This window comes from Tanticharoenia sakaeratensis NBRC 103193 (assembly GCF_000963885.1).
Classification (GTDB): Bacteria; Pseudomonadota; Alphaproteobacteria; order Acetobacterales; family Acetobacteraceae; genus Tanticharoenia; species Tanticharoenia sakaeratensis.
Map to the genome: position 1 here is coordinate 1 of NZ_BALE01000041.1, position 15,473 is coordinate 15,473.

The 15,473-nt window shown below is 61.7% G+C and carries 26 protein-coding genes and 1 tRNA gene; 12 read left to right on the top strand and 15 right to left on the bottom strand.

What is annotated here, in order from left to right; translation table 11 throughout:
• Positions 1-519 (top strand): hypothetical protein (locus tag B8446_RS16490; RefSeq protein WP_048850180.1); only part of this gene is annotated, 519 nt, incomplete at its 5' end.
• 423 nt (positions 520-942) lie between these two features.
• Here the strand turns inward: B8446_RS16490 and B8446_RS12680 are convergent.
• The 15 genes from B8446_RS12680 to B8446_RS12760 all read right to left on the bottom strand — a co-directional run bounded on the left by B8446_RS12680 (position 943) and on the right by B8446_RS12760 (position 9,309).
• A tRNA-Ser gene (locus B8446_RS12680) sits at positions 943-1,059 on the bottom strand.
• A gap of 15 nt (positions 1,060-1,074) precedes the next feature.
• Positions 1,075-2,100 carry a tyrosine-type recombinase/integrase gene (locus B8446_RS16435; protein WP_199484113.1) on the bottom strand — a complete coding sequence of 342 codons (1,026 nt, stop codon included), beginning with the start codon at positions 2,098-2,100 and terminating at the stop codon, positions 1,075-1,077.
• 421 nt (positions 2,101-2,521) lie between these two features.
• Entirely contained in the window at positions 2,522-2,950 is a 429-nt protein-coding gene (gene dut, locus B8446_RS12695) for a dUTP diphosphatase (protein WP_048850184.1), read from the bottom strand.
• Complete coding sequence (locus tag B8446_RS12700; protein WP_048850186.1) at positions 2,947-3,234, bottom strand: hypothetical protein; 288 nt, start codon at positions 3,232-3,234, stop codon at positions 2,947-2,949. The genes dut and B8446_RS12700 overlap by 4 nt, the downstream gene beginning before the upstream one ends.
• Positions 3,231-3,680, bottom strand: a complete 450-nt coding sequence (locus B8446_RS12705) for a hypothetical protein (RefSeq protein ID WP_148505986.1) — start codon at positions 3,678-3,680, stop codon at positions 3,231-3,233. The genes B8446_RS12700 and B8446_RS12705 overlap by 4 nt, the downstream gene beginning before the upstream one ends.
• Positions 3,677-4,102 (bottom strand): hypothetical protein, encoded by a 426-nt coding sequence (locus B8446_RS12710; protein ID WP_148505987.1) that lies wholly within the window; start codon positions 4,100-4,102, stop codon positions 3,677-3,679. Before B8446_RS12710 ends, B8446_RS12705 begins: the two co-directional genes overlap by 4 nt.
• Positions 4,103-4,298: 196 nt before the next feature.
• Complete coding sequence (locus B8446_RS12715; protein ID WP_048850191.1) at positions 4,299-4,502, bottom strand: hypothetical protein; 204 nt, start codon at positions 4,500-4,502, stop codon at positions 4,299-4,301.
• Positions 4,495-5,229: a hypothetical protein gene (locus B8446_RS12720; protein ID WP_053053867.1), complete on the bottom strand. Its 735-nt coding sequence runs from the start codon at positions 5,227-5,229 to the stop codon at positions 4,495-4,497. The genes B8446_RS12715 and B8446_RS12720 overlap by 8 nt, the downstream gene beginning before the upstream one ends.
• Positions 5,226-5,441, bottom strand: a complete 216-nt coding sequence (locus tag B8446_RS12725; RefSeq protein WP_048850192.1) for a hypothetical protein — start codon at positions 5,439-5,441, stop codon at positions 5,226-5,228. The genes B8446_RS12720 and B8446_RS12725 overlap by 4 nt, the downstream gene beginning before the upstream one ends.
• Positions 5,438-6,334, bottom strand: coding sequence for a phage recombination protein Bet (gene bet / locus B8446_RS12730; protein WP_084712324.1), 897 nt, complete (start codon positions 6,332-6,334; stop codon positions 5,438-5,440). Before bet ends, B8446_RS12725 begins: the two co-directional genes overlap by 4 nt.
• Positions 6,331-6,786 carry a siphovirus Gp157 family protein gene (locus B8446_RS12735; protein ID WP_048850194.1) on the bottom strand — a complete coding sequence of 152 codons (456 nt, stop codon included), beginning with the start codon at positions 6,784-6,786 and terminating at the stop codon, positions 6,331-6,333. The genes bet and B8446_RS12735 overlap by 4 nt, the downstream gene beginning before the upstream one ends.
• Positions 6,783-6,977: a hypothetical protein gene (locus B8446_RS12740; protein ID WP_148505988.1), complete on the bottom strand. Its 195-nt coding sequence runs from the start codon at positions 6,975-6,977 to the stop codon at positions 6,783-6,785. The genes B8446_RS12735 and B8446_RS12740 overlap by 4 nt, the downstream gene beginning before the upstream one ends.
• 157 nt (positions 6,978-7,134) lie before the next feature.
• Entirely contained in the window at positions 7,135-7,437 is a 303-nt protein-coding gene (locus B8446_RS12745; protein ID WP_148505989.1) for a hypothetical protein, read from the bottom strand.
• Between the two features lie 644 nt (positions 7,438-8,081).
• Complete coding sequence (locus tag B8446_RS12755) at positions 8,082-8,828, bottom strand: beta clamp domain-containing protein (RefSeq protein ID WP_048850200.1); 747 nt, start codon at positions 8,826-8,828, stop codon at positions 8,082-8,084.
• 103 nt (positions 8,829-8,931) lie between these two features.
• The gene (locus tag B8446_RS12760) at positions 8,932-9,309 is read right to left on the bottom strand and encodes a helix-turn-helix domain-containing protein (RefSeq protein ID WP_084712326.1); all 378 of its coding nucleotides are present in this window, start codon (positions 9,307-9,309) and stop codon (positions 8,932-8,934) included.
• Positions 9,310-9,582: 273 nt separating this feature from the next.
• On the opposite strand from B8446_RS12760, the gene B8446_RS16100 reads away from it, so the two are divergent.
• The 11 genes from B8446_RS16100 (at position 9,583) to B8446_RS12810 (ending at position 15,330) form a co-directional block, all read left to right on the top strand.
• On the top strand, positions 9,583-10,098 hold the full coding sequence (locus tag B8446_RS16100) for a hypothetical protein (protein WP_148505990.1): 516 nt from the start codon (positions 9,583-9,585) through the stop codon (positions 10,096-10,098).
• Positions 10,095-10,361: a hypothetical protein gene (locus tag B8446_RS16105; RefSeq protein WP_148505991.1), complete on the top strand. Its 267-nt coding sequence runs from the start codon at positions 10,095-10,097 to the stop codon at positions 10,359-10,361. Before B8446_RS16100 ends, B8446_RS16105 begins: the two co-directional genes overlap by 4 nt.
• 91 nt (positions 10,362-10,452) lie before the next feature.
• Positions 10,453-10,944: a single-stranded DNA-binding protein gene (gene ssb, locus B8446_RS12765; protein ID WP_048850203.1), complete on the top strand. Its 492-nt coding sequence runs from the start codon at positions 10,453-10,455 to the stop codon at positions 10,942-10,944.
• A 257-nt stretch (positions 10,945-11,201) separates the two neighbouring features.
• Entirely contained in the window at positions 11,202-11,540 is a 339-nt protein-coding gene (locus tag B8446_RS16305; RefSeq protein ID WP_158507591.1) for a hypothetical protein, read from the top strand.
• A gap of 151 nt (positions 11,541-11,691) precedes the next feature.
• Complete coding sequence (locus B8446_RS12780; protein WP_241767784.1) at positions 11,692-11,925, top strand: helix-turn-helix domain-containing protein; 234 nt, start codon at positions 11,692-11,694, stop codon at positions 11,923-11,925.
• 1 nt (position 11,926) lies between these two features.
• On the top strand, positions 11,927-12,877 hold the full coding sequence (locus B8446_RS12785) for a DNA cytosine methyltransferase (RefSeq protein ID WP_048850207.1): 951 nt from the start codon (positions 11,927-11,929) through the stop codon (positions 12,875-12,877).
• Positions 12,878-12,879: 2 nt separating this feature from the next.
• Positions 12,880-13,143: a DUF2312 domain-containing protein gene (locus B8446_RS12790; RefSeq protein WP_048850209.1), complete on the top strand. Its 264-nt coding sequence runs from the start codon at positions 12,880-12,882 to the stop codon at positions 13,141-13,143.
• Positions 13,143-13,355 carry a hypothetical protein gene (locus tag B8446_RS12795; protein ID WP_048850211.1) on the top strand — a complete coding sequence of 71 codons (213 nt, stop codon included), beginning with the start codon at positions 13,143-13,145 and terminating at the stop codon, positions 13,353-13,355. The genes B8446_RS12790 and B8446_RS12795 overlap by 1 nt, the downstream gene beginning before the upstream one ends.
• The gene (locus B8446_RS12800; RefSeq protein ID WP_048850214.1) at positions 13,352-13,756 is read left to right on the top strand and encodes a hypothetical protein; all 405 of its coding nucleotides are present in this window, start codon (positions 13,352-13,354) and stop codon (positions 13,754-13,756) included. The genes B8446_RS12795 and B8446_RS12800 overlap by 4 nt, the downstream gene beginning before the upstream one ends.
• On the top strand, positions 13,753-14,535 hold the full coding sequence (locus tag B8446_RS12805) for a hypothetical protein (RefSeq protein WP_053053870.1): 783 nt from the start codon (positions 13,753-13,755) through the stop codon (positions 14,533-14,535). The genes B8446_RS12800 and B8446_RS12805 overlap by 4 nt, the downstream gene beginning before the upstream one ends.
• A gap of 3 nt (positions 14,536-14,538) precedes the next feature.
• Positions 14,539-15,330, top strand: a complete 792-nt coding sequence (locus tag B8446_RS12810) for a hypothetical protein (RefSeq protein WP_053053872.1) — start codon at positions 14,539-14,541, stop codon at positions 15,328-15,330.
• Positions 15,331-15,473 lie beyond the last annotated feature (143 nt).

The window sequence follows — 15,473 nt, forward strand, 5'->3', positions numbered from 1 at the left end:
CAGATCTGGCCGGTGCTCCTGCCGTTCCTGACCCAGCACTACCCATGGATCGTGCCCGTCACCGCGGTCCTGTTTCCCATCGCCGCCGTCTTCCGGGGCCTGTCGCTCCTGCTCGGAAGCTACCGCTCGGTGCAGCAGACCGAACACGCCCGCGACGAGGACCGCTACCGCGCCATCATCGAGCAGCGTGACGCCGCCCTGCGCGATCCCGCCAGCGAGCGCGCCCGGCCGTCTGATGATCCTACGCTTGACGATCCTGTGGGGCGCCTTGGAGGTGTTCCTGACCCTTGCGGCGCTGACCGCACAAAAATGATTCTACGCCCCATCCTGCCTCCCGCAGCGCGTTCATCCGCGGCGGCGGGACTTAATGAACGCAGATACTTTCAACGGAAACATGCAGGCGATCGAGGCGGATATTCTCCCGCATCGAGGATGCGCCTGCAGTCACGTCTCCGCTCCCGTCCGGACGACCTGCTGTGTCGCAGACATGTAGGCGTGGCAGATCCGAGCGCATTTTAAGCGTCAGATGGATCTATACCATCACGCTTCGTCCACATACTTGCCGCACCTACCAGTCCGCGGCCAACCGCATCGACATGCGAGTCAGGTGCAAGTCCAGATGCAGATGGAACAACTTCATGATGGGCATCAAAAAACGAACACGCATCTCGAATGCAAGGGATCCGGGATGCTGCATGCCGGGCTCGATGTCAGCTTGAGGATGACGATGCACGGACCGGCATACGCGTTCCCCTCATCTGTCGGCCTACCCTCGCCCGTCCTGACTGGCCGCTGCAGCACATGGCGACAACACGAGTACGAGCGAAAATCTTGCCCAGTCAGCGCACAACCGGCCCGGTAAGCTCTCGGCTTATTCTGCTCTGATTTGTCGGGATAAACGGAACGCGGCACCCAAGAAATTGTTGATTTCTACCAATTTCTTGGAGCGGGCGATGGGATTCGAACCCACGACCCCAACCTTGGCAAGGTTGTTGATATCCGAAGTTTATCCTAGACTTATCAGCGTGTTAAACACTGCTGCTTTCCCTTATGCCCAGCGTGTGCCCATTTGCTTCAAGACAGACGCGCGATCGACTCGGCCATGTGATCAGCGCTGACGGCCGCATACCGCTGAACCATTTTCGGGCTTTGCCATCCCCCCAGGCGCATCAGCGTGATCAGATCGCACCCGGTCATGACCATCCAGCTCGCCCAGTGATGCCGCCAAGAATGAGGGCTGAATCCTACGATCTCCGCACGGCGACATGCAGTCGTGTGAGCTTTGGCGATCGGGTTGCCGCCCACCTGCTCCTCGGCCGTGTCCGTATAAGGGCGCCCATATCGATTGAGGAACACCCTGCCCTCCCGGGGCCTGATCTGCGCCTTCCATAGCCCAATGATCGCGGCGTGAACGCGCGGATGCAGAGGCACGGATCTCTGCCGCCCGCTCTTACTCTTGGCGACGAACAGCGATTTGCGCTCCAGATCGACATGTCGCCAATCGAGTCGCAGGGCCTCAGCCGACCGCAAGCCTTGGAAACAGAGTGTCAGCGCGATCGGCTGGACATGAGGGGCGTATGCTTCGAGTAGCCGCTCCTGCTCGTCTTTGCGCAGCCAGACGACGCCCTCCATCGTCTCTTGCTTCACAACTGACAGCGTTGGCGCGATCAGAGCCTGGGATTTCGCGCCAGCGTTGATCGCTGCTTGGAGGATGGCCCTCCAACGGGCCCGGGTGGCCGGCGCCATCTTTGCGCCTCTGGTGCCGAGCCAGTTCTGCCAGGCGCGTTCGGCATGCGCGAGCGAGTAGTGGCCGATGCGCTGCGTGAAGTCGATCAGCCGCTCAATGTCGTATGAGGCGGGAGACGCGCGCTCGATATAGACGGTGGCAGCATCAGCAATTGTAATGCGCTCAAGGCCGATGCTTGGTCCGTCTAGGCGCTCACTACGGATCCCCGCTTCTTCCGCTGCGCCAACAGCCTCCGCATCTGAGCGACTGCGGCATCCGGTGTTGTGCTCCGAGACCGCGATGACCTCGCGACCGACGCGGACGGTGCCCCTGACGTACCAGAACTCGCCACGCTTGCGGTAGGATAGGGACAACGAAGTGCTCTCTGAATATGTTCGACGTCGTGTCGATTGAAATAGATCGTGCGCCCAATGCGAATACAGGCAAGCCCCGGGACCGTCGGGAGATAGCGTCGAAGCGTCCGCTCAGACCTACCCAAAGATGCAGCCAGTTCCGCGCGAGATATCAGTTCACCCATGGCGCTCTCCCGTCTCCTGCGGCGGGATGCACGGGCCGACGTATGTCATGCCGGCTCGCGCGACCTCCGATGCCGGCTCCGTATCGGTGGCCCAACCGCACACGTGCCAATATCCATAAGCCCATTTCGCTGGCGCAAAATCCCCAAGGCTGTCTTGCAGCCAATGGTATGAGCCGTTCTGCGCGTCCTCCGGCGGTCTGCACTCAAGAGCCCCATGCTTCGTCACCGCGAGCGTGTCATGTTCATCGTTTGCCATCTTACTTCCCACTGCTCCCAAATCCGCCAACGCCCCGCGTCGTCTCGTCCAGTTCATCCACTTCAACCATCACACACTCCGGCACCGGCAGGATGAGCGCCTGGGCGATGCGCTCGCCGCCCCGGAACTCGCGCGGCTCCTCGCTGCTGTTGCGGATGATCACGCCGATCTCGCCGCGGTAGGGCGCGTCCACGATGCCGCCGAGGATCTGGATGCCCTTGGATGCCAGACCCGACCGGCCTTCCATCTTCATCATCCAGCCATCAGGGATCGCGAGCGCAATGCCGAGGCGAAACGTGTGGCGCTGCCCGGCTCCGAGCGACACGTCTGCGTGGTCCTTCGGCAGATACAGGTCGAATGCCGCATCCGTCGCGTGCGCCTTGGCCGGCAGGATCGCGTCAGGGCACAGTTTCTTCGTGGGGATGTTCATGGCGTGGCGTCCCGATTTTCTTCCTGCGGAGCGAACAGATCAGTTGCGCGCTTATAGATTGCCTTGATGGTCGTCCAAGAGACCGGCACGCGCTGCCAGACCGTGCCGGATCCTCCGCACTGCTCGCACGTGCTTTCGCCTTCGCAATGCGGCGATGCGGGGCCGAGACCATCGCCCTCGCATTCCGAGCAGGTGATTTCGACCCGCTCGCTGAACTCGCCGATCATTGCGCCCTTGGCGGCGTTCGAGAACGCCTCATAGTCCGGCATCAGGATCGTCTTCATGGCGTGTCTCCACGGGCGCGGATGGCGGAACGGACCCGATCGAGCGCACCTTCGCATTCGGTCGTGATATCGCTGTGGATGAAGTCGCAGCGTTCGCCGTCCTCGCTCTGGAGCGTTACCCATCGACCATTGCGAGCTCGGTATTGGCTAGAATGCCCATCTACGACGCTCGCAAGTGCTGCCTCCGCGACACGCAACGCCTCCCGCTCAGCCTTCACCGCCTCCGCGATCTTCGCTTCGATCTGCTCGGGGGTAAGGACAGCGCCATAGTATTCACCATCTGTGATGTCGTCTGGGACCATCCAGCGATTTTTGCTGTCCGTCCATATTCTCTCAACTGGGCACCACCGCTGCCGTGTCACGCCGCAGTCAAGATCATAAAAACAATGCCACCCATCGACCTTGTCCAGAGGCGCAGGCGGCCGTCCGTTCCATACTTCGGTCATGGCGTGGGCTCCGCGGTGGCGGATATGGCGGCGTCGATCGCAGCGCTGGGCGTTTCCCCGCACCCGAGCAAATCGTCCGGTCTCTGAAAGACGCCCCATCTATGGCGAAGGGAGAAGCTAAGGCTCACCGTCGTGTGCTTTCTCATCCACCCCAGCCGTTCCGCATCGGTGCGTCCGCCCTCATCCAGACGATACGTACGGCCGAGATGCTCGATCGTCTCGGGCAGCGTGGCGGGAGATAGGTCGGATGGGTGAAACAACCAGTCGTTTATTCTAACAAGGCATTCCTCCCCCTCGATCACTTCCTGAACGTAGAAGCACTCCCCAACCATCAGAGAAGCTTCAGGGCAAGCTGAATGAAACAGTTCGTCCGCGACCTTCACCAGATCGCCGGGCTGCGGGGGCCAACGGTGCTCGGTCATATTACCCTCTCCCATCGCTTCGTCTCCCGCACGTAGCGGGCCAGATTGGCGCGTTTCAGGCGCTGCAGTGTGTCGTGTGCCCACAGATCAGGACGGCAACGAGCGCCGTTCCAAATGAAGAGCCCCTCTACTTCCGCTCGACTAGCTGGCAGCGCTGCCAGTACCATCGCGTCGTCGCGGGGGGATTGGTCGGCGGTCATATGCCAATGCTTCGCATGGTGGCGTCATGCTTTCGCAAAATGGATTGTTGCGCGCGCTGCATTTGCACGATCATCTTGTCGGAAACCCTCTTCGCCTCTGGCGTCGAAAGGTTGTTGCTTTCGAGCAGGGAAATGATGCAGCCCAATATCCGAATATCGGAAGATGCGTGCGCTGCGCTTCTCGCATTCTCGTCAGACATCCCGCTTCTCCGGTGCTGCGGCGAGGGCGGCGCGGTCGATGCGCTCAATCTCCGCGAGGATCAGTGCAGCCGCTTTGATCAGGTCGCGTCTCGGCGTGGTCGGCTTCCACCATGTGCGGTCCCATGGCCACAAGACTGGCGGCACGCCACCGAGAATATTTGCCTCTGACGGCGTTGCACTCGCAGAGTAGGCATAGGCGGAAGCTGCGGAGGCCAACTCGCCGAGTGAATACTGATCGTCGTGCGCCTCGGTCCAGCCTTCCGCCATTTTCTGGCGCTCGCGTTCAGCGCGGACGTCGGACCATGCCGCCAGTTCCGCCTCACGGGCGACGGGCGGGTGCTTTCTGCGGCACTTCGCGCAAGAGCGCTTTGGGTCTCGGACGCCTGTAATTGTTAAGCACCACTCGCAGCCTGGCCTACCTGTCAGTGCATCCACCGGCTCCGCACCCGCGCGCAGTTCGGCGAGGGCTTCGGCACGACCACGGGCTTTGGCTTCGCGGATAAAGGATGTGATGACTGAGTCATACAGTTCAGCCGCGAGTTCTCCGCATTCTTCCACTCCAATATCTACAGTTCCACCCTCGTACGTAAGCGCGTCAATTAGAGGGTATCCAATGGGATCGTTATCTTCCTCTTTTGTGTAAAGAAGACGGTAGCTCCTCATAATGTCGACCATCTTCTCAATCTGCTCATCCCGCGTCCTCGGCGGATTCGTCTGGTCGGTCATCGCACAATCTCCAGCCCGCGCACGGAGCGCGGCGTCGTGAGCTGCTGCGTTGCACGGGTGGCGCGCAGCACTCGCAATTTCTCATTCAGCCGCGCGATCTCTTCCTCGTGGATCAGCGCGTCACCGATGTCGCCATTGCGGCGATCCAGGACGGCGCGGCCGCGGTGGAACGCGATCTGGCGCAGAAGGTCGGGTTCGGTGGGAGGCGTCATGCGGGAATTTCTTCCACATCGACCGCCGCCTGCTGCGCGCGCTCCTGCTCGATCTCGTTCGCGATCTCCGCCTCGCGATCCTGGATCGTCTGGAAGACCTTCTCCTGCACGTCCTCCGCGATCGGTCGGCCGGCGTCGGATGCCTTCGCAATGGTTTCGATCCACTGACGACGCAGGCCGCCGATATGGACTTCCGTTGTGCAGCGCTCGGCTTTTGCCCCAATCAGGCGCACGTAGTCGGTCGGCCGTTCCGTGCGGCGCGGCTGCTCAGGCGCGGGCGTGTGCTCGATCGTGGCGGTTTCCGCGAACGATTTTCCATTCATCTCGTCTTCGGTATTCGTCCCTCCTGTCTGTTCAGGGAATGCCATCCGAAGTGCCTGGGCCTCGGCGCATTTTGCCAACTGTCCGTACGCCCGCTTTTTCCACATCACATTTGGGGCGTCGCTGTCGCGCTTGGCAGTTGCATAGTTCTCAAGCCAGAATTCTTTGGCCGTAAACTTGCAGACGCGGCCGTGAACCATTCGCTCGACAGTCATTCGGCACCACTGCGGAAATGTCACAGAGACACCGCCCAGAGTAAGCGTCTGATCCGGACCAAATTCGGGCTCCGATTTTCCCACGTAGTCGCCCGTACGAGCTGCCTCGATACGGTAGAGCGCGATCCCGGGCATGACCGTGTCGATCATCCCGCCAGCGGCCTTGCTCCAGATCGGCACGATATGGACTGGCTTTTTCATCGGATCGAGGCCGGCTGCTTTGCAGTAACCAAGAACCATAGCGACGCTCTCATCCGATGCGCCGGGATAGAAGCTGTTTTTAAGAGCAGTCATGACATCCCGCTCGGAGACAGTGGCGCTCGTTGATGGCCGTGCGGTCGCGACTACATTGTTCATGGCTTGCGCCCCTTGATCTGGATGTGTCCCGGTCCGCCATTGCTCAGCGTCGCCCCGGGCAGTGTCGCCCCGTTGCGCAGGCGCTTCGCCAGCTCGGTCCGGTTAAGTTTGTCGGGTTGCGGCTCGAACAGTTCGGGCGCTGCTGCCTGAAGGGCCGCAAGATCGGTGACGGTGGCCGCCGGGCGCGGTGAGACACGCACAACCTCGTATGCGCCAGCCTCGAAGCCCGTGACGCCGCTCTCGGCCATGCTGTCGCGGACAAGCTCACGCAGGGCCGCCTCAGCTTCGCTTGCAGCGCCCTTGAGCGCATCCAGCGCTATCACCGCTTCGATAGCCGGCACGTCCGGGTCGCTTGCCTCGCGCATGGCCTTGAGAGCCGCCACGTAAGCGTCGGACGCGGGCTTGATCGCCTGCGCGTGCAGTTCGTTCATCCGGGTGAGGACGGCGCTCATACCGCCCTCCCGCCATCCGGGGACCACACACCGTCGCGCTGCACAGGCGGCAGCGGAAAAGCGACGCTCTCCACGTAGTCCGCCATGCGGTCGATCATGTCCGCGGTGCCGTTCCAGTAGGAAACCGCGCCGGGGTTTTTCGTGCCGAAGGTGCTTGCCGTGCGCCGCGCGTTATCTGCGTTGCGCCTCATGCGACGCAGCTTCTCAGTCGTCTCCGCGTTGAACCGGGGCATCACGACCCACCTCCATCACGGCGCTGGAGCCAGAAGCCCGCGAGCAGCCACGCCACGCCGAAGAGGTTCACGAGCAGTGACAGGACCAGACAGGTCGGACAAGTCGGGGGCCAGATCACCGCACACCGGCCCGGGCGCGCTCGGCGTCCCATTCCCAGATGCGTGCTTCTTCGACCTTGAGCGCGGCAAGATCGGCTTCCATCACGTCGATAGAGTCGTTGACTGGATCAAACGACTGTTCGAGAAGCGTGAAATCCCGAAGCGCCTGATACTTGTCCTCATGCTGGACAGCATCACGCATTGCCTTGGCCGCATTGACCAATGCTTCGAGCAGAAGCCTGTTTTTCTCGAATGCCTTCAGCCGCTCATCGGCTTCATTGGACAGATCCGGCGCACTCAGTGCGTCGATGTCGCTCAAGAGACAGCCGGGCGGTAGATTACCGTCACCCATCGCACCCTCCATTATCGAAAACTCTGCCGGGGAATCCGGCCATTTCTCCCGCGCGGCACTGCGGCGCGAGAGCGTATGGCGGGATCAGTCGGTTATCTTCGTATAAGTGAATGACCCGCTTACTTTATCGCCAGTTAAGAACGGACCGCGTTTTCCGAATGTCCCAACACCAAGCGCGTCGATGATGTCCTGCCCTGTGACCGGACCTTCATATTTTCCTCGAAAAACCATGGTTGACCCTGAACTTGAGTCGTAATCGTAATCGAATATCCGCCTGCCATTTCCGAGGTCTTTAGACGGTTTGCGGCAATACGACTCGAATACCCCTGCGCCAACGTGGCGATATGATAAATCTGAATTCGGTAGCACTTCCGATTCCGGCTCTTGCTCTCCGCATGCGTCACAGACCAAGAAAGACGACGTGCATCGACCGCAAGGTGCATTGATGTGGCAGCTGCATCCACCTTTTGGATAGCTAATGACCACAGTCCCACCGCATCCACTACATGGGCAATTTTCGCCCTCTTCCCATTCACTCATATCGCACCTCATGATTTGCCGGACCAACCCGGCGGCAGGGCGGCACGCGCACGCGCCGTCCCGTCGCGGGGTCAGGCGGCTTCAGTCACGCGCGCTTTTCGAGTGGAAGAGACCTTGGGCTCCGAAGCCGATACATCCTTCTGAGCCCAGGCAGGCATCTTCGGGCCGCGGAGTTCGCATCTCACAGGCATCACGACCCCGACGAAGTCGTCCTGATCGGCGATATCAACCAAAACGGGCGCCATCTGGTCGCGCGCCCACAGCCCCATCGCGGGCATGGCATTGCCGCGAAAGGTCGCCACCTTGGTGAAGCGATCCATATATCGCGCCTGAATTGCCGGCGTGCCGGACCGCTCACCAATCTCCGGGATCACGGAGATGTAGTTCGGAAACGTTCCGTCGATTATTTCGACGATCCCGGACCAAGCCTCAGCGAGCGATACAACATTGCTGAGTTCCGCCGTCAGAACGTCCGCAAGGTGTTCCTCGTCCGACAGGACATGCCGAAAAATATACCCACGACGGCGAGACCGTGCGCCTTCGTCGGTGATAACAAGCCAATGGCTCTTGCTGTCAGCTCGTTTGCTCTGGATCACCTGCAGTGCCGCCTTCGGGAGGGCGATAATCTGAGGCTCGACCGCCATGCCAACATCTTCGCGCAGGACGGCCATCGTATGGCCGTCTGTCGCCGCCACGTTGATGCCGCCTGCGTGCTGATGAACATAGACGCCGTTCAGGTAGTATCGGGTCTCTTTCTTGCCCTGGAACAGGCTGGCCAGATACATCCGATCCGCCCGGACAATCGTCGTGATCTTCATCCCATCTCTCCTGCTGCGCCGGCGTCGGCCGGGCGGGGTTGATGGGGAGACCTTAGCGATTAACGCTAATATCCGTCAACTAGCGTTTAGCGTTTTTCGCTAACTATTTTCGTGACAATGCCTCACCCATCGCAAGCCATGCCTCTATGGCCTTTGGGTCTGACTGCGAGAGAATGGTGTAGGCCCTCTTTAGGCGCTCCGGCGTCTCATTATCAGTCGGCGCGAACAGAAGCCTATCAGCAGATACGCCATAAACTCTCGCCAAAAGCTCCAAATCCTGCACCCGCACGCCGGTTTCCCCTGACTCCCACTTGGCAATCGTAGCCTGATCGACTGGCTCTATGTTGCTAAGTGTTGCCATTTTGTTCACAACATCAGGCCGTGACAAGCCTAAAGTTTCTCTCCAAGCACGGAGGAACTGCGGCGGAACGTTCGGGGATCTCTTTTTCTTAGGCATCTTGCGATCTTGGCGAAAAGGCATCGCGGGTCCGATCCTTAGAATAGCGAAATCCGCTTGACAGCGCCTTAGCTATAATGGCTAATGCACTCATGCTTATTCGAGACGCCAGACGGCTGAACGGCAAGTCGCTTCAAGAGGTCTCTTCTGAAGCGGGTGTCCATTTTACGACATGGGCCAAATGGGAGCGAGGCAGGGTGCCAGCAGTGCGGGTGCTTGATGTCGAGCGCATCACCGGCATCCCCCGCGAGGAACTGCGCCCGGACCTGTTCGCGCGCCCCAACCCGGAGGCCGCGAATGTCTGAGAGCACAAACGAGACAGCCTTTTGCGATGTCGAAAAAGGGGAAGACATGACTGCCTTCGCCCAGATGCAAAAGTTTGCCATCGAGTTCGGCGGCTATATTCTCACGCAAGACGCAAAGACATTCGTTCTGCCGCTGTCTCGTAATAGTCGTGAGCAAGCTGAAAAACGACTCTCTGAGCTAATTTCTCAATACAGAGGCGATCGTTTTCAAGCAGGGCAATTTCCGGAACCTGAACTCGAAGCTCTCCTAACATTGGAAGCGGCGACCCGGATACGGAAAGAGATAGCGAAATTTCAACGCAACCTTCTTTCCGGCCTTCGTATTCACGACATACGCTCAGAAGTTTTAGCGTCATGGCTGGCTGAGATTGAGACATCGAATTCATTCTCTGTTGCGGCAGATGGTGATAGCGGAGACTCGGGTGCCACCGATCCCCGCGCAACAAATAAGCATGGCAACCAGTTCTGGGGCGATGATTACTTTCCGCCAAAGGCAGGTGAACTGTGACCGACGTCACGATCAACCAGGCACGTTTTCTGCGGCGATACATCACATTGGCAGAACTCCCGGTCCCTGAAGTTGGTCCGCTGGCGGCTATCTCAATTCGTGCTGACTGGCTCGAAGTCACGGATGAAAAGACCATGGCATTACGCATCACCCAACAAGGACGTGCGGCGTTTTGGCGTGGCGTTCGCCTGCACGGTCGCGATGCAGTCATGAGGTCTGCTGCATACGAAGTGGGGACTTCGCCCGGGGGAGACCTCGCATGACCGACCTCATCCTCATCGCCGCATACGTCATCGCGTCCGGCCCGCTGTCATTCCTGATCGCAGACGCGATCCGCGTGATGGGGCGCTCCTGATGGCCGGCTCGTTTTCCCAAACGATCATCCTCGGCAATGTCGGGAAGGATCCGGAAATTCGCACGACGCAGGGCGGCATGAAGATTGCCAACCTGACGGTGGCCACCGCGGAGACGTGGACCGACAAAGGGTCTGGCGAGCGCAAGGAGCGCACCGAATGGCATCGCGTATCCTGCATGAACGAAGCGCTGTCCGGAATTATCGAGCGTTTCGTGCGCAAGGGATCCAAAGTTCAGATTATCGGGCAGAACCAGACCCGAAAGTGGACTGACCAGTCCGGCGTTGAACGCTACACCACTGAGATCGTGATTGGTCGTTTCAACGGCGGGATCACGCTTTGTGGCGATCGCCAGTCGTCGGATGCTGCGCCGCAGCAGAGCCGCGGCTCCGACGCGCAGTCGCGCCCCATGGGCTCTGGCGGGTCGATGTCGGACCGCTGGTCGCCCGAGGGCATGGATGACGAAATTCCATTTAGCCCCTGCTTCGACTGACCCATGCCCTACAGGCACCCCAACGCCTCCGCGACGCGCTCCACGAGCAGTTCCCGCTGCTCGAAGGTCGCGCACGGATGCAACGTGGCCCACAGTCTCGCCTGCAAAGCGATGCTGTCGGCCAGGTGCGGGGTGTCCGGGCGCAGTGTGTGGCCCGGCAGCGGGCCGTCATATGTGTGCCTGATCTCGTATACCGGCGCCTCCATCGCTGCTCCCTCTCCTCTGTGTTCGTCGCTGAACCAGAATGGAGCGGAACGATGGGAAATGATCGGCGAGATCAACACAGTTTTCAGAGATTCACTGACCGAAAGTTTCCGGAAATGAGCGCCGTTGCGATCAGCAGCGCTCGTGATCGGCTGCTCGATGCCATCAAGCGCGAGTTCATGCCGCTCCGTTTCGCGTCGGAGATGTTGGCCCGCGCGTCCGAAAAGACGCCGCGCGCCGCCCAGAACTGGCTTGCAGGAAAGAATGCGCCCGATGCCGAGGCGCTGATCAACCTGATGGCCGCCTGCAACTCGATCGCCGACGAGGTGAACGCCCTCGTGGCCGAGCGCAAAGCCGCTCGTGAAAGGCAAGCATGCCCTGGATCAGACTGACCATATGCCGGTTCGGCTTCGGCCGAGACGCCGGGCCGCCACCGTCGTGCCGCGTGACGTGGCTGCGCGTGTCGTGGCTGCCAGCCGATGTCAAAATCGCAATCGACAGAATGGAGCGCGCCATTCGGGCTGCTCGTGCGGAGTGGCGGCGGTGAACGCCCTGCCGATCGCATCGATGCGATCAGCCCTCGCGGATGCGGTCGAACTCGCGGGCGGCCAGCGCGCCTGGTCCGCGAAGACGGGCATCCATCAGTCCATCATTTCCGAAACGATCAACGGAAAGCGCGAAGTATCCGAGCCGATCATCAACGCGCTTGGATACGCCGTGCAGACCGTTTGCATCCCGATGCGGGGACAGAATGCCTATGCGGGGGCGCTGAAATGACATGCGTGTCTTCTACAACGAGTGGGACGAACCCACAGCCGCATGGCTACGAGAACTCGGCGCCAGACATCATCTGCCCGCCGGGCACGTCGATACCCGGTCAATTCGAGATGTTCGACCGGACGACGTGCGAGAGTTCGACCAGGCGCACTGGTTCGCAGGTATCGGGGGCTGGCCGCTCGCACTCAAGTTGGCCGGACACGAACGCTTGTCCTGCTGGACAGGATCACCCCCATGCCAGCCGTTCAGCATTGCTGGGCAGCAGCGCGGAAGCGACGACGAGCGGCACCTCGCTCCCGCATGGCTCGACCTCATCCGAGAGTGCCGTCCTGTCTGGATTTTTGGCGAGCAGGTTGCGGACGCAATCCGCGTCGGTTGGCTCGACGATCTATTCGATGCGCTGGAAGGCTGCGGCTACGCCTGCGGGGCGGCCGTATTGCCAGCTTGTAGCGTCGGCGCGCCGCACATCCGGAAGCGATTGTTCTTCGGAGCGGTCCGGCTGGCCCACGACGGCGGCGCGGGACTGGCGGTCGGAGAGCGCTTCCCCAGAGTTTCTCTCGCGGCATATGGCGCACCCGCGAGGCAAGACGCTGCCTATGGTAGCAACGCAGCTTTCGGGCTGGCCGACACCGTGTCAGCAGGACGGCCCGAATGGCGGCCCCAGCCAAGGAGTCGACAGGCTGCCGGGCGCGGCGGCCGTGGGGGCCTGGACCACGGAGAATGGGCCGGTGCGCATCGCGGCGGATGGTCAGGTGCTGATTGGATCGGATGCCGAGATGGCAAGTTCAGGCCAGTTGAACCCGGCTCACAGCCGCTGGCTCATGGGATACCCGCCCGAGTGGGACGACTGCGCGGTTACGGCAATGCCATCGTCCCGCAGGTCGCTGCGGCTTTCATCAAAGAATTCATCGGCGCAGTCGAGCAAGCGCTCCTGTTCCCACAAGGAAATTGAGCATGTCTGACGAAATGACCGGCCACAACTCAGGCGGCATCGCGGCCGATCGCCTGTGCTCCATCGTGGAGCGCATCGAGCGCCTGGAAGAAGAGCGCAAGGCGCTCGGGGGCGACATCAAGGATATCTTCTCCGAGGCGAAATCGGCGGGCTTCGACGTGAAAGTCATCCGCCAGATCGTCCGCATTCGGAAGCAGGAGCCGGCGGAAGTCGAGGAGCAGGAAACGCTGCTCGACATCTACATGCGCGCAATGGGGATGCGCTGATGCTGAGGCGCCTGCTGCGCGAGCGTCGCGCCATGGACGCAACTGCCCTGCTGAACGAGAACGCGCGCCTCAAGGCCGAGAACGCGCGGTTCCTGGATCACGAGCTGGCACACCGGACGCGGATCGCGGCGCTCGAGCGCGCGCTGGCCGATACGCGGGCGCAGCTTCGTGCGGAAGATCGCGTGCGCGACCGCGCCGGGCGGTTCTCATGAGAACGATCGCCTTCACCCTCCCCGAGCCCACGCCGCTGATGAACACGCTGATGCGCTCGCATTTTCGCAAGCGCGCCAAATTGAAGCGCTCTCTCGCGGCGCAGATCATTGCGGCACTCGGACCCGACAGGCCCGCAGAGCCGTTCGAGCGTGCGCACGTCACCATCCGCCGCTTCTCCTGCGGTATGCCGGACTATGACGGCGCCTATGGCGGCGTGAAGGATGTCCTGGACGTGATGACCACGCCCGCCGCACGCGAGGACGGCACGACGCGGAACAAGTTCGGCATCGGCCTGATCCGCGACGACAGCCCGAAGCATATCCGCCTCACGGTCGAGCCGCTGAAGTGCAAGCGCGCCGAGCAGCGCACCGAGATCGAGATTGTCGAGGTGACGGCATGAGCGCGCGGCGGTGGTCGAAATTCTGGTGGCAGGACTGGCAACGTGACCCAGCGTTGCGCATGTGCTCGCTCGCAGCGCGTGGGGCATGGATCGAAATGCTGTGCCTCATGGCTGACGCGGATCCTGTCGGGCATTTGCTTGTCAACGGCCGCTCGCCGTCGCCACGGCAGCTTGGGGCTGTGCTGGGCTGCGGCGAAAAGGAAGCTGCGAAGCTCCTGGGCGAGCTTGCAGATAATGGCGTGTTCAGCCGAACCGACGATGGGGTGATTTATAGTCGCCGAATGGTTCGGGATAAGGCCGTAAGCGACGAAGCATCGGCCAACGGGAAGATGGGAGGAAACCCTCGGCTTAAGAGGGGGGTTAACCCCCACCCCAAGGGTGAGCAAACCGCCCCCCTTATACACCAAGAAGCAGAAGCAGAAGCAGAAGCAGATACCTCACTTCGTTCGGTAGGCGCGGACGACGCGCCGAAACCGAAATCGGTGCGTGCTTCCCGGCTCCCCGCTGACTGGCAACCCGATCCCGAGCAGCGGCAATACGCCCTCGACCATGGCGTTGACCCCGGTCGGGAAGCCGAGAACTTCCGGGAATACTGGCTCGCCAAGGCCGGTCAGAGCGCGACGAAAACCGACTGGGGCCTGACGTGGCGGTCATGGGTTCGCCGATCGGCCGAGCGCGGACCGCAGGGATACCGGCCAGGGTTTGCTCCCAACGCCGACGACCGACGCCGCGCGTCCGACGACGCCTGGGCCAACGTCCAGATCATCCCGGGGACCTGACCGATGCAGATCGCACATCGCCCCCCGAACGCCGTCGCGGCCCCGCTCGCCTACGTCCCGGCATCCGGCGAGGTGAAGGCGCTGCTCGATGCGGCCAGCGAGGGCCTGGCCGTCTGGGCCCGGGACCTGACGCCAAGCCGCGTCGTGGCTCTCCGCGACCAGCTCGCCCGGGTCGAGGCTGCGGCAGCGCCGACGCCGCCCGAGGTCATCGCATCCTGGCTGCACCAGCTCCGGGATTTCGTGAGCAACCCTCCCGCCGATCGCGCGGCGATGAAGGTCGCGGCCATTGCCGAAACCTGCGCGGATATCCCGATCGGGGCATGGACGCCGGCCAGCCGCATGGCTTGGGTCCGGCAGCCGGATCGCAACGGCTACCCGGTCGGATCGCGCTGGCCTGCACCCGGCGAACTCCGCGGCGTGCTGCTGCCATTCGCCGAGAAAATCCGGCGCGAGGCCTCGGGACTGCGCGCGCTTCTCGCCAAGTCCGAGGCGAAGCCCGATTTTGGACGTCGCAAGCCCACGGCCGAGGAACGGGCTGCCGTTGCCGCCCGGGCCGCCGCATTCCGCGACGAGATCAGCGCCCGGGAAGCCGAGGAGCGCGCCGAGCGAGAAATCGCGGCCATGCTGCCCGACGTGTCGCTGCGTGGCGAAGCGATGATTGCCGCGCTTGAAGCAGCGCTGCCGAACATGGCACCGGCGTTACAGGCGGTCGCACAGTCGCAGATCGCGATGCACCGGAAAGCGATCGAGATGGCGGCGGCTTTTACTGGCGAAGTCGCGGAGAAAACGGCGTGATGACTACACAAAACGGTACCAATACCGCGACGGATGCGGTACGATCGCCTATGTCCACGAACGCGCTCGCCATTCGCGACGAACTGCTCCATGTCCCGCATCGGGATCGGCTGCACCTGCACGCCTCGATGATCGCGGCACCC

What these genes read in the sequence shown, in the direction of transcription:
- dut (WP_048850184.1), bottom strand. Translation starts at nt 2,950, where the DNA reads ATGAACATCCCCACGAAGAAACTGTGCCCTGACGCGATCCTGCCGGCC.
- B8446_RS12700 (WP_048850186.1), bottom strand. Translation starts at nt 3,234, where the DNA reads ATGAAGACGATCCTGATGCCGGACTATGAGGCGTTCTCGAACGCCGCC.
- B8446_RS12705 (WP_148505986.1), bottom strand. Translation starts at nt 3,680, where the DNA reads ATGACCGAAGTATGGAACGGACGGCCGCCTGCGCCTCTGGACAAGGTC.
- B8446_RS12710 (WP_148505987.1), bottom strand. Translation starts at nt 4,102, where the DNA reads ATGACCGAGCACCGTTGGCCCCCGCAGCCCGGCGATCTGGTGAAGGTC.
- B8446_RS12715 (WP_048850191.1), bottom strand. Translation starts at nt 4,502, where the DNA reads ATGTCTGACGAGAATGCGAGAAGCGCAGCGCACGCATCTTCCGATATT.
- B8446_RS12720 (WP_053053867.1), bottom strand. Translation starts at nt 5,229, where the DNA reads ATGACCGACCAGACGAATCCGCCGAGGACGCGGGATGAGCAGATTGAG.
- B8446_RS12725 (WP_048850192.1), bottom strand. Translation starts at nt 5,441, where the DNA reads ATGACGCCTCCCACCGAACCCGACCTTCTGCGCCAGATCGCGTTCCAC.
- bet (WP_084712324.1), bottom strand. Translation starts at nt 6,334, where the DNA reads ATGAACAATGTAGTCGCGACCGCACGGCCATCAACGAGCGCCACTGTC.
- B8446_RS12735 (WP_048850194.1), bottom strand. Translation starts at nt 6,786, where the DNA reads ATGAGCGCCGTCCTCACCCGGATGAACGAACTGCACGCGCAGGCGATC.
- B8446_RS12740 (WP_148505988.1), bottom strand. Translation starts at nt 6,977, where the DNA reads ATGAGGCGCAACGCAGATAACGCGCGGCGCACGGCAAGCACCTTCGGC.
- B8446_RS12755 (WP_048850200.1), bottom strand. Translation starts at nt 8,828, where the DNA reads ATGAAGATCACGACGATTGTCCGGGCGGATCGGATGTATCTGGCCAGC.
- B8446_RS12760 (WP_084712326.1), bottom strand. Translation starts at nt 9,309, where the DNA reads ATGCCTTTTCGCCAAGATCGCAAGATGCCTAAGAAAAAGAGATCCCCG.
- B8446_RS16100 (WP_148505990.1), top strand. Translation starts at nt 9,583, where the DNA reads ATGTCTGAGAGCACAAACGAGACAGCCTTTTGCGATGTCGAAAAAGGG.
- ssb (WP_048850203.1), top strand. Translation starts at nt 10,453, where the DNA reads ATGGCCGGCTCGTTTTCCCAAACGATCATCCTCGGCAATGTCGGGAAG.
- B8446_RS16305 (WP_158507591.1), top strand. Translation starts at nt 11,202, where the DNA reads ATGGGAAATGATCGGCGAGATCAACACAGTTTTCAGAGATTCACTGAC.
- B8446_RS12785 (WP_048850207.1), top strand. Translation starts at nt 11,927, where the DNA reads ATGCGTGTCTTCTACAACGAGTGGGACGAACCCACAGCCGCATGGCTA.
- B8446_RS12790 (WP_048850209.1), top strand. Translation starts at nt 12,880, where the DNA reads ATGTCTGACGAAATGACCGGCCACAACTCAGGCGGCATCGCGGCCGAT.
- B8446_RS12795 (WP_048850211.1), top strand. Translation starts at nt 13,143, where the DNA reads ATGCTGAGGCGCCTGCTGCGCGAGCGTCGCGCCATGGACGCAACTGCC.
- B8446_RS12800 (WP_048850214.1), top strand. Translation starts at nt 13,352, where the DNA reads ATGAGAACGATCGCCTTCACCCTCCCCGAGCCCACGCCGCTGATGAAC.
- B8446_RS12805 (WP_053053870.1), top strand. Translation starts at nt 13,753, where the DNA reads ATGAGCGCGCGGCGGTGGTCGAAATTCTGGTGGCAGGACTGGCAACGT.
- B8446_RS12810 (WP_053053872.1), top strand. Translation starts at nt 14,539, where the DNA reads ATGCAGATCGCACATCGCCCCCCGAACGCCGTCGCGGCCCCGCTCGCC.